The following is a 13,703-nucleotide window of genomic DNA, read 5'->3' as shown; positions in this document are numbered from 1 at the left end:
CGGTAAGTGTCCGGGGTCCCTTCCGGAAGGCCCCGTCGGCGCGGGCAGAAGTTTTCCGGGCGCCACGACCAGGGATTAGCCTGTGCACGTGCACCAGGTTTCCGGTTTCCCTGATCTTTCGCGGGCCGTGGCCTACGATTGCCTGCAAGAGTCAGATGCACGTGCATACGACCCGTGCACGGGCACGCGCCCGGAGAGGGGTGGAAGGCATGGAGTGCGCGGAGGCGATCACCGAACCCGCCCGAGGGTGGTGGCTCAGGGTCCTCACGCACGGTTCCCGGCGCTGGAACACGCCTGTCTGCGGCGACACACACGACGCCGTCACATGGACCTTCGATCCGCGGCCCCACACGGTGGGCGTCGCACGTGAGATTTCCGAGGCCCTTCTGCACGAATGGGAGATGCAGTACTTGTCCGGGGGAGTCATGGTCGTCGTTTCCGAATTGGTGACCAATGCCGTCCGGCACGGGGTGCCCTCCTCCTCCGGTCGGCGCCGCGACCGGGATATTCAGCTCTCCCTCATGCGCAGCGGAGGGGAATTCATCTGTGCGGTTCGTGACGGATCGGATACCTTGCCCCGCAGAAGGCAGACCGACCTCACCCTGGAAGGGGGGCGGGGGCTTGCCTTGGTGAGTGCTTTCGCGCGAGAGTGGGGGGTGATTCCCACACAGCCCGGAGGAAAGTTCGTCTGGGCGCAATTCGTGTGAGCCCCGAGGCCGGCGCCCACGGTGCACCGTCCCGGGCACGGACCCCGGTCGGTGCCGACCGGCCTCCCCGCAGGGGTCCGGGGGTCGCGGTGGGCCGATCGGTCCGGGAGGGGACGTCCTCGGTCGGAGGGGCTCGATCCGCTGAGGCCCTGTCGTGTATGTGTAGTCTCCCGTCCGTACCCCCGAACTCTCCTGAACTCGGATACCCTTGTGCGGCGGAATGACAGAGAGGCGGCGAACGTGGATATCGCTCGATTGCGTGCGGGGAGCGGCCCCACTGTGCGTCGCATGCTCCTCGGCCACGAGCTGCGTGAGTATCGCGAGGCGCGTGGTATCTCCCGCGAGGACGCCGGAGAGCGCATTCGCGCCTCCGCGTCGAAGATCAGCCGTATGGAACTCGGCCGCGTCGGTTTCAAAGTGCGCGATATCGAGGACCTCCTCAAGATGTACGGGGTCACCGACCGCACGCGCATGAAGGCCTACCTCCAGATGGCCAAGGAGTCGAACGAGCCCGGGTGGTGGAAGCGCTACGGCGATTCCCTGCACAAGTGGTTCACCCGGTACGTGGGCTTCGAGGAGGCCGCCGACCACATCCGTGTCTACGAGTCCCAGTTCGTGCCGGGGCTGCTGCAGACCGAGCCCTACGTCCGTGAGGTCATCTCCGCGGGGAACGCCTCCGACGAGGTCACCGAGCAGCGCATCCAGGCCAGGCTCGAGAGACAGAAGCGCGTCGAGGAGGACACCGCGATGCGTATGTGGGTGATCCTCGACGAGGCCGCCGTGCGCCGTCCGGTCGGCGGGCAGACCGAGCAGGGGCTGAGCATCATGAGCGGCCAGATGCGCAGGCTCATCGACCTCGCGGAGAACTACCCCAACATCACGATCCAGATCGTCCCGTTCTCCGCCGGTGTGCACGCCGCGGAGGCCGGCTCCTTCACGATCCTGCGGTACTCGGAGTTCGAGCTCTCAGACCTGGTCTACCTGGAGAACCTGACCGGGGCGGAGATCGTGGACCGCCGCCCGGCCGTGGAGGCCTACACCAAGGCGATGACGGGCCTGAGCGTGGCCGCGGCGACCCCCGAACAGACCAAGGGCATGCTCAAGGAGATCCTCGACGAGTTGGAGAAGGGACGCTCCGCCACCGACGGGTGAGAGCGGGGCCGTCCGTGTGCGGCGTTCTCGGGACCGGCGTCCTCCGCCGGGTCTCCGGGGCGCCGCTTCGTCGTGTCCGGAAGGGTTCAGGTGAGGGCCGGGGTTCCGACCCCGGTCCCCCGGGCGCTGCTCCCGTGCGGGAACCGTCGCCCGGGGCCGCGTCCGGCTGCGCGCCGGCCGGAGCGGCCCCGCAGGGTTCGTGTCCGCGGCGATCAGCCGAGGAGGTTGTCGAAGTCCCCGTCCTTGGCGCCCAGGATGAGGCAGTCGATCTCCTCCTGGGTGTAGACGAGAGCGGGACCGGACGGGAAACGCGAATTGCGCACGGCGATGGACCCGTCTCCGAGCCGGGCCATCTCGACGCAGGCGCCCTGGGAGTTGCTGCGACGGGCCTTCTGCCAGGCGGCGCCGGTCAGCTCGGTCGCACGGACACCGTTGTGTGCGGTCATGCTTGCTTGCTCCTTCTCTCGAGGGGATCGAAGTCGCGTGCTGATGCACTGCCAAATGCACGTGCAGAAGCACTGACACCTTCACAAGCATAGCGTGACCCCGGCCACTTGTCCGAGGGTTTCCAGTGATGTGAGTGCGATGTGGCCAACAGCCTGGAAGGGCATTCCGAGCTCAGGTTGCAAGGGGTTGCAGTCGGAGAACATGCAGGTCACGGGGGCGTATCAGGGGATCGGGGTGTCGGGGTAGGAACCGGGCAACCGGGTCGAAACAGTGCCTCGTGAGGCGGTCGGGATGCTCCGAGGGGCCCGCGAGAAGCCCCCCCGGGGACTGCCGGAGATCCGGGGCTCGCACGTCCTGTGCCGCCCCTCGGGGAGCTTGCTGCTGGAGCCGGTTCCAGCGTCGATCTCTGCTCCAGTGACAAGAAGCGTCCCCGCAGCAGGCCGGACGACGAAGGGGGTGGGCGGAACGCGTCCGCCCACCCCGCTGTGAGGTCCGATCAGCCCGGGCCGATCAGCCGGGAACCGGTCAGCTGCACCCGAGCGCGCCGTTCAGCGCGTCCAGGTTGCCGCGCATGATCGAGGGGTAGTCGTCGCCGGGGGAGTCCTCGGTGACACCCTCGAGCGGGTCGAGCACCTCGACGTCGGCGCCGGTCTCCCCGGCAATGGTCTCCGCGGTCTCGGCCGGCATGAGCGGCTCGGTGAAGACCGTGCCGATGTCGCGCTCCTCCACCACGTCGGAGATCTCGGCGATCTGTGCGGGGGAGGGCTCGGTGTCGGGATCGACGCCGCTCACGCCCACCTGCTCCAGGCCGTGCGCCTCGGTGAGGTAGGTGAAGGCGGTGTGGCCGACCACGACGTCGTTGTGCTCACAGGAGCCCAGGCCCTCCTCGTACTCCTCGCTGATCGCCCCGAGCTCCTGGGAGAGCTGTTCGGCGTTGGCCTCGTAGGCGTCGGCGCCCTCGGGGTCGACCTCGCCCATGCGCTCGGCGAGGGCGGCCGCGGCCTCTCCCATGCGGTCGGTGTCGAGCCAGAAGTGCGGGTCGTGGTCGCCGTGGTCGTGGCCCTCGTCGTCCCCGTGCTCATGGTCGTGGTCATGGCCGTCGTCGCCGTCGATGGCCTCGACCGGGATCAGGTCGACCACGTCGCCGACGTCGAGCGCGGTGTCGGAGGCCTCCTGGTCCACGGCCTCGTCCACGGCGGGCTGGAGTCCGCCGACGTAGAAGGCGATGTCGGCCTCGCTGACCTCACCGATCTGGCGTCCGGTCAGCTCCAGGTCGTGCGGTTCGGCCCCCGGCTCGGTGAGCTGGCTGACGGAGACGCGCTCGCCCCCGATCTCCGTGGCCAGCCACTCCAGCGGGTACACGCCGGTGACCAGCGTCATCTCCGCGTCCTCGGGCGAGGCCCCGTTGGCCTCGCCTCCCTGCCCGCCACAGGCGGTGATTGTCATCAGAGCGGCGCCGACGGCAGCGGTCCGCACGGTGGTCCCAGTTCGCATGCCTCAATGATCGTGAGAATGAAAACGGTTGTCAATTTGTCCGGCTCGTCCTGGTCCTCAGCGCACCTCGGCGAAGCGGTCGACGTCATGGGTCCTGCCGGCGACGACGATGAGGTCGCCCGAGTCGAGAACGGTCTGCTGCGTGGCGTACGTGAACGGCTGCCCCGAATGCTTGACCGACACCACGGTGATCCCGTACTCCTTTCGGATGCCGGATTCCCCCAGGGGCACACCCTGTAGTCGCCGGGGGGTGGGCGTCTTGATGAGCGAGAACCCCTCCTCGATCTCCACGTAGTCGAGGACCCGGCCCGACATGAGGTGCGCGACCCGCTCACCCATGTCGTGTTCCGGCAACACCACGCGATGGGCCCCCACCTGTTCGAGGATGCGCCCGTGGCGGCGGCTCGTGGCCTTGGCCCAGATGAGGTCGATGTCCAGGTCGACGAGCAACGACGTGCAGAGGATGCTCTCCTCCAGGTGAGTGCCGATCGCTACGACCGCGCGTGTGAACTGCTCCGCCCCGATCTGGCGGAGAGCCTCCTCGTCAGTGGCGTCAGCGACGACCGTGTGGGTGAGGGACTCCGAGTAACGCTGGACGCGGCGGGGGTTGCTGTCCACTGCGAGGACCTCCCAGCCGTAGTTCATCAGTTCCAGGGCGAGAGAGCTACCGAATCGGCCCAGGCCGATCACGAGGACGCTCTTGTCCTTCTCACGGCTCTTGCGGTGGGACATGGTCGGCTCCTCCTGCCGTTGTACGAAGGGAATACTGCGGGTTCCCTCAACCGATGACCGGGCGGTCCTCGGCCAAGGCGTAGCGGCGCTTGCGATCGCTCATGGCGAGCGCGGTGACGAAGGTGATGGGCCCGATGCGCCCGGCGGCCATGAGCACGATGATCATCGACTGTGCCCACGGCGGGAGTTCGGGTGTCAGGCCCATCGACAGGCCGACGACCCCGACAGCCGAAACCATCTCGAACAGCACGGGGAGGAAATTGTACGAGGTGGTGGCGAGCAGGAGCAGGGTGCAGAAGGCGACCACGGTCGCCGACATGAAGATCAGGCTCAGCGACTGCCGGATGACGGCAGCGGGCAGTTGGCGGTCGAAGACGTGCACCCGGTCCTGGGACCGGACCTCGGCGAAGATCACGCAGCTGATGACCGCGAGGGTGGCGACCTTGATGCCGCCGGCCGTGCCCGCGCTCCCCCCGCCCACGAACATGAGCATGATCGTGAACAGGAGCGTGGAGTCTTCCATCGCACCTACATCGGTCACGTTGAGCCCACCGCTGCGCGGCATGACACCGTGGAACACCCCGTCGGTGATCCGGGCCCACCAGTGGAGCTCGCCGAGTGTCTGCGCGTTGTTCCACTCCAGAGCAGGGATCAGAAGGCTGGCGCCCGCGAGGAGCACAGCGGAGGTCGTCAGAGTGATCTTCGTGTGCAGGCTCCACGCCCTGGGAAGCCGGAAACGCCGCCAGAGCTCGATGATCACCGGGAAACCGATGCCGCCCAGAACCACGGCCAACGCGATCGGGAAGAGGACCAGTGCGTCGCCGGAGAACTGGGTCATGCTGTCGTCGTAGAGGGAGAGGCCCGCGTTGTTGAAAGCGGAGACGGAGTGGAAGAGGCCGCTGTAAAGGGCTTCGCTCAGTTCCATGTCGTAGGCGAGCCACATCCGGGGGGTGATCAGAGCGAACGTGATGCTCTGCACCGTGAGGAAAATGAGGGAGACCCTGCTGACCAGTCCGCGGACGTCCCCGACCCAGAGGCTCTTGGTCTCGGCCTGCACATTGAGTTGCATCCGGAGACCGAACCTGTGGACCACCGCCGTCCCGAGCAGTGCGGCCACTGTCATGATGCCCATGCCACCGACCTGCATGAGTGCAAGGACGACACCTTGGCCGAAGTGTGTGAGATCACCACCGATGGAGATGATGCTGAGGCCGCACACCGCGAGTGCCGTCGTCGCGGTGAAGAGGGCTTCGACGAAGGTGAGGTTGTCCGGGCCGGTGGAAGCTGCCGGTGTCAGCAGCAGTCCGGTGCCGAGGAGGTCCACGGTCACGAACAGCAGTAGGAAGACCCTCGCCGGTTTGAGGCCGCCCTGACCGCCATGCGGATGACGACGGTGGAACGGAGAGGTGCGTCGCCGCGCACGCCTGAGGCGGTCGAAGACGCGGCCCAGATGTGTTTGCGGGGGGCGGCTCGGTCGGCCAGTCATGCTGGCCCCCTGGCAGGCGCGGGTGTCACTTTTCGCTCCTCATCGGTATGGCCCGGAGGAATTGTGCCAGAACTCCACTGCTCGGGCGGCCGCAACCGACCGTCGCGCACACTATCGGGTCGGGAACGGTGTCCTGCCCCGGCCCTCAGAGGTGCCGGGCGCCCTCGTGGTCGAAATGGCCGGGCGGTTCGATCTGCAGCGTGGAGTGTTCGACGTCGAAGTGGCCGGACAGGCACGCGTGGAGCTGGTCGAGCATGAGACCGGTGTCGACCAGGTCCTCCTCGCGCACCACCACGTGCGCGGACATGACCGGGACACCGGAGGTGATGGTCCAGGCGTGCAGGTCGTGCACGTCCACGACCGAGGGATGCCGAAGCAGGTGGTCGCGGACCTCGGCCAGGTCCATGTCCTTGGGGGTGGCCTCGAGCAGCACGTGCAGGGCCTCCCGCAGCAGGGACCAGGCACGCGGAACGATGATCGCGGCGATGATCAGCGAAACGAGTGTGTCGGCCTGGCTCCACCCGGTCAGCCACACGATCGCGCCGCTCGCGATGACCCCGACCGAGGCCAGGGCGTCTCCCATGACCTCCAGGTATGCGCCCTTGACGTTGAGGCTCTCCTTGGCCCCCGAACGCAGGACGAACAGGGCGGCGATGTTGAGGGTGAGCCCGAAGGCAGCCACCACCATCATGCCGGGGCCGGAGACGTCGGTGGGCTCCTGGAGGCGGCCGACGGCCTCGTAGACGATGAAGCCGCACAGCACGAACAGCACGATGGCGTTGACCGCGGCGGCGAGGATCTCGGCGCGCTGGTAACCGAACGTGCGCCGGTCGGTGGCGGGTTTTGCGGCGACCCACACGGCGACGAGCGCCAGGGCGACCCCGAGGGAGTCGGTGACGGTGTGTCCGGCGTCGGCGAGCAGGGCGAGGCTTCCGCTGTAGACGGCGCCGACGACCTGCACGGCCGCGACGGTGAGCATCATCCCCAGGACGATCGCCAGCCGACCGCGGTTGGCGGTCCCGGCGGTCACGTGTCCGTGGTCGTGGCCGGCCCCCATGGGCGCACCTCCTCAGAAACAGTTCAGTCGCCACTGTTTATACAGCCTGCAGTGTCTATACACCAAACTTTGTACAATGATTTTCATGTTGACCTCCACTCAGCGCCTCGACGCGATCCAGCGGCTCGGGCGCGCGCTGTCGGACCCCACGCGCTCGCGGCTCCTCCTCGCCCTCCTGGAAGGGCCCAACTACCCGGCCGGCCTGGCCGACCAGCTCGGCCTCACACGCCAGAACGTCTCCAACCACCTGGCCTGCCTGCGCGACTGCGGCCTGGTGAGCACACATGCGCGCGGGCGCCAGGTCAGCTACGAACTGGTCGACGCCTCCCTCGCTCACGCGCTGGAGGACCTGCTCCAGGTGGTGTGGGGTACGTCGCGCTCCCACCAGAGTCCCGGCGACAGGCTCGACCCGGCCTGAGGGCTCGCCGACGCCGCGGCCGCGTCCGCCCTCTGCCCGCCCCCGTTGCAGACCGTCGTCCCCCCTTGTCCGGAAGGCCGGACCGACCCCGAGGGCCTCTGCTCGCACGTGCCCTGCTTCCGGATGGCCGAAAACGGCCACTGTGAGGTCCGCTACAGCCGTGCGACCCTGAGGTGGGTGTGAAGGACCACCTCAGCCGGGGGAATCTTCGACTTTCGCACGATGTCCCTAACTTTGGTCTGGGGATGACCCCGACCGAAGGCTGACGTGACCCTGAGAGTTCCCTGAACCCGCCCGGGGCGCCGGACTTCCCGATATAACGCGACGTAAGGTGAATCGTGCGTCCGGCGGGGACGAGACCCTCCCTCCGGCCGGACGCGCGCGACGACGCGTACGGGCTGCCGTCGACGGCCCGGCCCACTCACCGGTTCCCCACACGAGGACGTGCGCGGCGCGGTGCGCCCGTGTCTCCGCGGCGGACGTGCGCAGGTGAGGCCCGCGCGTCGCCACCGGTATCCCGGCGGGGCCCCGACGGGGGCGGTTCCCGCCGGCCACACGCCTGACGAAGGAGCGAGGACCTCTCATGTCCAGACTGGCCACCGGAACCGGCGGAGGGGGCGTGCCCCGTGCCGGGCGCACGTGCCGCCGGGCACGACCGGAAGGGGTGGCGGAGTGAACCGTCTTGCGACGATGTCGCTCGGTAACCGGGCGCTCGTACTGCTCATCACCCTTGCGGTGCTCTTCTTCGGGACCTTCGCGGCCAGCTCGGCCAAGCGGGAACTCTTCCCGGACATGGACCTGCCCATGGTCATGGTCAGCGCCGACTACGAGGGCGCCACACCGCAGGTCGTAGAGAGCCAGGTCACCGAGACGATCGAGCAGGCCGTCCAGGGCGTGGAGGGCGTCGAGAGCGTCACCTCCACCTCCAGCACCGGCAACGCCCAGATCATGGCCGAGTTCGACTACGGCCATGAGCAGGACGCCGTCGTCCGCGAGACCCAGGTGGCCGTCGACCAGATGGCAGGGATGCTCCCCGACGACGTCGACCCCGAGGTCATGTCCATGAGCATGGACATGATGCCGGTCATGATGATGGCCATCGGCACCTCCAACGGAGACGAGGCCGGCCTGGTCTCCACGGTCGAGAACGTGCTCGTCCCCGACATCGAGTCGGTGCCCGGGGTGCGCTCGGCCAGCCTCTCCGGCACCGCCGAGGAGCGGGTGGAGGTCGACCTGGACGACGACGAGCTCGAGGACGCGGGGCTCTCCTCGCAGGACGTCACCGAAGCGCTCGAGGCCAACGGCCTGGTGCAGGCCGGCGGCAGCGTCGACGAGGGCGATCGCACCCTCAGCGTCACCACCGGCGAGGAGTTCACCTCGCTGTCCCAGATCGAGGACGTGTGGGTCCAGCCCTCGCAGGGCGTGGACGAGTCCGCCGAGATGCCGGGCGCCCCTCCGGCCGCACAGCCCGAGCCCGTACAGATCAGCGAGGTCGCCGAGGTCAGTCTCCAGGAGGAGGACACCGAGACCATCGCGCGCCTCGACGGCGAGCCCAGCATCGCCCTCATGGTCATGGCCACCCCCGACGGCAACACCGTCGAGATCTCCGAGGGTGTCCACGACGTGATCGACGAGCAGTCCGACCTGCTCGGCGACGACGTCAACGTCGGGGTCGTCTTCGACCAGGCCCCGTTCATCAACGACTCGGTCTCCGACATGCTGGAGGCCGGCGGTTACGCCCTGATCGCCTCGATCATCGTGATCCTGGCGTTCCTGCTGTCGATCAGGTCGACGCTCGTGGTGGCGGTGTCCATCCCGACGTCGGTGCTGGTCGCCTTCATCGGCATGGCCGGGTTCGGGTTCACGCTGAACATGCTGACCCTGGCTGCGGTCACCATCGCCATCGGGCGTGTGGTCGACGACTCCATCGTGGTGCTGGAGAACATCAGACGCCACATGAGTTACGGCAAGGAGCGCATGGCCGCCGTCAAGGACGGTGTCGGCGAGGTCGCCACCGCTGTGGCCTCCTCGTCGCTGGCCACCATCGCGGTGTTCCTTCCGCTGGCCTTCGTCGGCGGTATGGTCGGCGAGATCTTCCTGCCCTTCGCAGTCACCAGCGCCCTGGCCCTGGGCGGTTCGCTCCTGGTCGCGCTGACCATCACGCCCGTGCTGTGCTACTGGTTCCTACGCCCGCGCGAGACCGGCGACCGCAGCCAGGAGGAGATCCAGGCCGAGCAGGCCGAGGCGGAGAAGCGCACGCCGATCCAGCGCCTCTACCTCCCGGTCATCCGCTGGATCACCACCAAGCGCCGTTCGGCCACCGCACTGACTCTGGCTGCGAGCGTCGTCGTCATGGGCGGCACCGTCGCCATGGCCACCAATTCCGAGACGGACTGGCTCGGTGAGGCGGAGGAGAACAACTACTTCGCTGTCCAGGAGCTGGAGCCGGGCACCTCGGTCGCGGCGGCCCAGGAGGAGGCCGAGCAGGTCGAGGACTTGCTGTCCGGCATGGCCTGGATCGACACGTTCCAGACCAACATCGGCGGCGACCCGATGATGGGCGGCGGCGGAGCCGGCGGAGGTGTCGACCAGATCGACTACACCATCACTGCCGACCCCGAGACCGACCAGCTCCGCAACCGCGACGTGCTCCGCGAGGAGTTCGCGCAGGTGGACACCGAGAACGAACCGCGCCTGGACTCCATGGGCGGCATGGGCGGTTCCGACCTCGAGGTACAGGTCACCGCCGACGACCAGGCGACCCTGGCCGAGGCGACCGGGCTCGTCGAGGACGCCATGCGCGACATCGACGGTGCCGAGGACGTCGCCAGCGAGCTGAGCGAGACGCAGTCCTCGCTGGAGGTGCACGTCGACGGTGAGGAGGCCGCCGAGCACGGGCTCGACGAGGCCACGATCGGGCAGATGCTGTCCGCGGCCTTCAACGGCCAGGAGGTCGGCAACGCCACGCTCGACGATGTGCGCCACGACATGGTCGTGCTCACCGACGAGGCCCCCGAGACCCGCGCACAGCTCGAGGACTTGGAGCTGGCCGCGCCCACTGGGGACGACCTGGTGCTCTCCGACGTCGCCGACGTCGAAGAGGTCGAGCAGCCGCCGGAGCTGACCCGCATCGACGGGGTCACCAGCACCAGCGTCACGGCCGCGGCGACCGGCACCGACCTCGGTGCTGTGAGCATGGAGATGGACGAGACGCTCAACGGCCTCGACCTGCCCTCCGGCGCCTCGGCGAGCATCGGCGGCGTGAGCGAGGACCAGACCGAGGGCTTCGCGCAGCTGGGCCTCGCGATCCTGGCAGCGATCGTGATCTCATACTTGATCATGGTGGCCACGGTCAAGAGTCTGATCCAGCCGCTCATCATGCTGGTCTCGGTGCCCTTCGCAGCCACCGGTTCGCTGGGTCTGCTGATGCTCACGAACACGCCGCTCGGCGCGGCAGCCCTGATCGGCATGCTGATGCTCGTCGGCATCGTCATCACCAACGCCATCGTGCTCCTGGACCTCATCAACCAGAAGCGCAAGCAGGGCATGGAGATGGGCGAGGCGATCGTGGAGGGTTCGCGCCTCCGTCTGCGGCCCATCCTGATGACCGCGGTCGGCACGATGGTCGCGCTGGTGCCGCTGGCCACCGGTCTCGCCGGTGGCGGGGTGTTCATCTCCGGTCCGGTGGCGATCGTGGTCATCGGTGGTCTGCTCACCTCGACGCTGGGCACGCTCGTGCTGGTCCCGGTCCTCTACCAGCTGGTGGAGTGGCGCCGGGCCAAGCGTGAGGCCAAGTGGGCCGCGCGTTACGAGCGCAAGCGTCAGCGCCGTGCCGAGAAGGAAGCGAAGGCCGACTGACCCACGGCCCTGAATGAGACGCGGGTCACATTCANGGAGGGCCCCGCCACGGGGACGTTTTCTTTCATGCCCTCCCGTGATGGCCGGTTGCGGCCACCGGGTCGGCTCCCTCTGCCGCCGGAGAGCCGATTTGTGCTATCCGGGCAGTCCAGGCACTCTTTCGAGACATGAGTGAAACGAAGAAGAGCCTCGACGACCTCGTCCGTGACGAGCTCGGCGACGAGCCCTCCCAGGACGCCAAGGACTACGCCCGACAGCTCTACGAGCGCTACCGCATTCCCCACACCGACACCACCGACGACGAGACCGCCGACGACGGCAACGAGAACGCCTCCGAGGGGTCGGCCTCCTCCGGCAACTGACGGGGCCGCACACGCTCGCTCACGCCGGTGCGACGGCGTCGGTGCGTCCGCCGCCCCGCCGGTCCCGGATCCTCCGGGGCTCTGTCAGGTGGGCTCGTCGTCGCTCCACTCCAGCTCGAACCAGACTTCGCGGCCCCTGCCGTCCAGGCGGGGCTCGCTCCCCCATTTGCTCGCCAGCGCCTCGACCAGATCCAGGCCCCGACCGTTCTCGGACGGATCGTAGGGGTCCCGGTGCTGGGGTGCGGGCGTGCGGCTCAGGTTTCCCAGGTCCCTGACCTCCACGCGGGCCCACCCCGGGGCCGCACTGACCCGGATCTCGAACTTCCCGGTCTGTTCCCCGGACGCGCTGTGGGTGATCGCGTTGGTGGCCAGTTCACTGGTCAGGAGTGCCGCGGTGGTCGCTTCGGGTGAGTGCTTGAGGTGTCGTGCCACGAACTGTCGTGCGTGGGCGATCTGATTGGGCAGCCCGGGGAAGCGTCTCCGGTCTGCTCGACTGGTGTGCTCGTTCATGGGGCTCGCCGGTCGTCGGAGGGGCGCGGGTGAGTGGTCGGGGACCGGTGGGTCCTCCGGCGATGGCTGCACGGTCAGGAGCGGACTGCTGTTCGCTGGCGTCTCACACATCTCTACTTCCCGAGTGGACGTGCGCGGGCCCGGTCGCGTCCGTGCCCGGCGCGGGTCACGGCGCGGCGTCGCGCACCCAGGTCGGAGCCCCCTGGGTCAGGGAGGGAAGCGGCGTCGTGGGGGAGAGCCGGGCGGCCTCCCGTGCTGGTCGGTCGTCTACGGCGGTGGACGTGCCCGACGACACTGAAGGGCGCGTGCGGTTCCGAGCATACGCTTTGTCGCTTTTCGGTGACCCGACGACCCCGCGTTCAGACAGGGTAGCCCGGTGTGAGCTGCACGAAGAGGGTCTGGGAGGCCGTCCGGGGTGCTCCCGAGCACGTGAGCCGGTGACTGGTGGGGTGCGTGTGACTCGGCAACGATCCGGTCACATATGTGCCGACGGTAGAGGTCTTGCGTCCCTTATGCCCGGAGCGTCAAGGTATGGGGATGTCCGCCCCCTCTGCCCCCCTCACCCCTGTTCCGCCCGGTCACGGCATCGTTCTGGACCCCGCCACGCGCTTGGCCGACGAAGGGCACCTGCTCGTCGGCGGGCGCCCCACCGGTGTGGTGCAGCTGAGTTCGCCGCAGGTCAGCTTGCTGCTGTGCTGGATGTCCGGGGCCACCCCGGACGCGCCCGGGGCCCGCGCCCTGGCTGCCCGCCTGGTCGCGGCCGGCCTGGCCCGTCCCGCCCCGCCCCCGCCCGGCGAACCGGACGAGGGGGACTCCGGAGATGACGACGTCCTCGTGCTCGTTGCTGCGGGCGTGTGCCCCGAGCCCCGATGGCTCACGCGGGCGCTGGCCCACCTGGAGGACCCGCGCGTGGGCGCCGTCGTACCCGGCGCGGTCGTGGACGAGCAGGACCGCCAGGACGCGGGTCCGCTCCGCGCCGGACTGGCTGCGCTGCTCACACGCCTGATTCTGCCCGAGACCATCGGTGCTGCCGAAGCGCCCGGCGGCCAGGCGGTCGAGCACTCCTGCGACGATCCGCCCCGCCTGGTTCCCGCACTCGTGGTGCGTCACAGCGCGTTGCCCGCCCCGGGTGCCGCTCCTCCCGCCCCCAAGGCGGACACCGCACGCCTGCCGCCCGCCGGGGTTCTCTCTCGGACACTTCCCGCCACCCTGCCCGGAGCGCTCGTCGCGGCCGGATGGTCGGTGCGCCACGAGCCGCGCTCCCGCGTGCGCGTCGGATCCCTGCGGGGGTTCGGTGCCTACCTGTCGGTCTCCTTCGAGCTCGGGGCGGCCGCGGGGGAGGATCCGGGGCCGGTGGCCGGGGGCGGAGAACGCCGGGGCGGGGCAACGCCTGCGCGTGCAGCCGGACCCCGTGTGAGCTGGACGGGGCTGGCCGCTCTGGCCCTGGTGCTCGCGGGGCGCCCGGTCGGCGGGGTCTGCG

General features: G+C 68.8%; 12 protein-coding genes. 6 read left to right on the top strand and 6 right to left on the bottom strand.

Features of this window, described 5'->3' with window-relative positions; all coding sequences use genetic code 11:
• Window positions 1–209: 209 nt before the first annotated feature.
• Together D474_RS0118305 and D474_RS0118300 are read left to right on the top strand one after the other, a co-directional pair.
• Window positions 210–707 (top strand): ATP-binding protein, encoded by a 498-nt coding sequence (locus D474_RS0118305; protein ID WP_017614977.1) that lies wholly within the window; start codon window positions 210–212, stop codon window positions 705–707.
• A 288-nt stretch (window positions 708–995) separates the two neighbouring features.
• Window positions 996–1,859, top strand: a complete 864-nt coding sequence (locus D474_RS0118300; protein WP_017614976.1) for a helix-turn-helix domain-containing protein — start codon at window positions 996–998, stop codon at window positions 1,857–1,859.
• Between the two features lie 212 nt (window positions 1,860–2,071).
• Here the strand turns inward: D474_RS0118300 and D474_RS0118295 are convergent, their stop codons facing one another.
• The 5 genes from D474_RS0118295 to D474_RS0118275 form a co-directional block, all read right to left on the bottom strand.
• Window positions 2,072–2,305, bottom strand: a complete 234-nt coding sequence (locus D474_RS0118295) for a DUF397 domain-containing protein (RefSeq protein ID WP_017614975.1) — start codon at window positions 2,303–2,305, stop codon at window positions 2,072–2,074.
• A gap of 526 nt (window positions 2,306–2,831) precedes the next feature.
• On the bottom strand, window positions 2,832–3,800 hold the full coding sequence (locus D474_RS0118290; protein WP_017614974.1) for a metal ABC transporter substrate-binding protein: 969 nt from the start codon (window positions 3,798–3,800) through the stop codon (window positions 2,832–2,834).
• Window positions 3,801–3,857: 57 nt separating this feature from the next.
• On the bottom strand, window positions 3,858–4,532 hold the full coding sequence (locus tag D474_RS0118285) for a potassium channel family protein (protein WP_017614973.1): 675 nt from the start codon (window positions 4,530–4,532) through the stop codon (window positions 3,858–3,860).
• A 46-nt stretch (window positions 4,533–4,578) separates the two neighbouring features.
• Window positions 4,579–6,018 (bottom strand): TrkH family potassium uptake protein, encoded by a 1,440-nt coding sequence (locus tag D474_RS0118280; protein ID WP_083931871.1) that lies wholly within the window; start codon window positions 6,016–6,018, stop codon window positions 4,579–4,581.
• 145 nt (window positions 6,019–6,163) lie between these two features.
• Entirely contained in the window at window positions 6,164–7,075 is a 912-nt protein-coding gene (locus D474_RS0118275; protein ID WP_017614971.1) for a cation diffusion facilitator family transporter, read from the bottom strand.
• Window positions 7,076–7,160: 85 nt separating this feature from the next.
• On the opposite strand from D474_RS0118275, the gene cmtR reads away from it, so the two are divergent.
• From cmtR to D474_RS0118260, 3 genes are all read left to right on the top strand, one after another.
• Window positions 7,161–7,493: a Cd(II)/Pb(II)-sensing metalloregulatory transcriptional regulator CmtR gene (gene cmtR, locus D474_RS0118270; protein WP_017614970.1), complete on the top strand. Its 333-nt coding sequence runs from the start codon at window positions 7,161–7,163 to the stop codon at window positions 7,491–7,493.
• A 690-nt stretch (window positions 7,494–8,183) separates the two neighbouring features.
• Window positions 8,184–11,351 (top strand): efflux RND transporter permease subunit, encoded by a 3,168-nt coding sequence (locus D474_RS0118265; protein ID WP_017614969.1) that lies wholly within the window; start codon window positions 8,184–8,186, stop codon window positions 11,349–11,351.
• Window positions 11,352–11,518: 167 nt separating this feature from the next.
• Window positions 11,519–11,713 (top strand): hypothetical protein, encoded by a 195-nt coding sequence (locus tag D474_RS0118260; RefSeq protein ID WP_017614968.1) that lies wholly within the window; start codon window positions 11,519–11,521, stop codon window positions 11,711–11,713.
• 84 nt (window positions 11,714–11,797) lie between these two features.
• On the opposite strand, the gene D474_RS0118255 is transcribed toward D474_RS0118260, so the two are convergent.
• Complete coding sequence (locus tag D474_RS0118255) at window positions 11,798–12,223, bottom strand: ATP-binding protein (RefSeq protein WP_017614967.1); 426 nt, start codon at window positions 12,221–12,223, stop codon at window positions 11,798–11,800.
• Window positions 12,224–12,760: 537 nt separating this feature from the next.
• Between D474_RS0118255 and D474_RS29220 the strand changes: the two genes are divergently transcribed.
• On the top strand, window positions 12,761–13,703 hold a 943-nt coding region (locus tag D474_RS29220), incomplete at its 3' end, for a hypothetical protein (RefSeq protein ID WP_017614966.1).

The organism is Nocardiopsis salina YIM 90010, from assembly GCF_000341025.1.
GTDB classification, from domain to species: Bacteria; Actinomycetota; Actinomycetes; order Streptosporangiales; family Streptosporangiaceae; genus Nocardiopsis; species Nocardiopsis salina.
The sequence above is the reverse complement of the archived record's forward strand: the minus strand, read 5'-3'. Positions and strand labels throughout refer to the sequence as shown.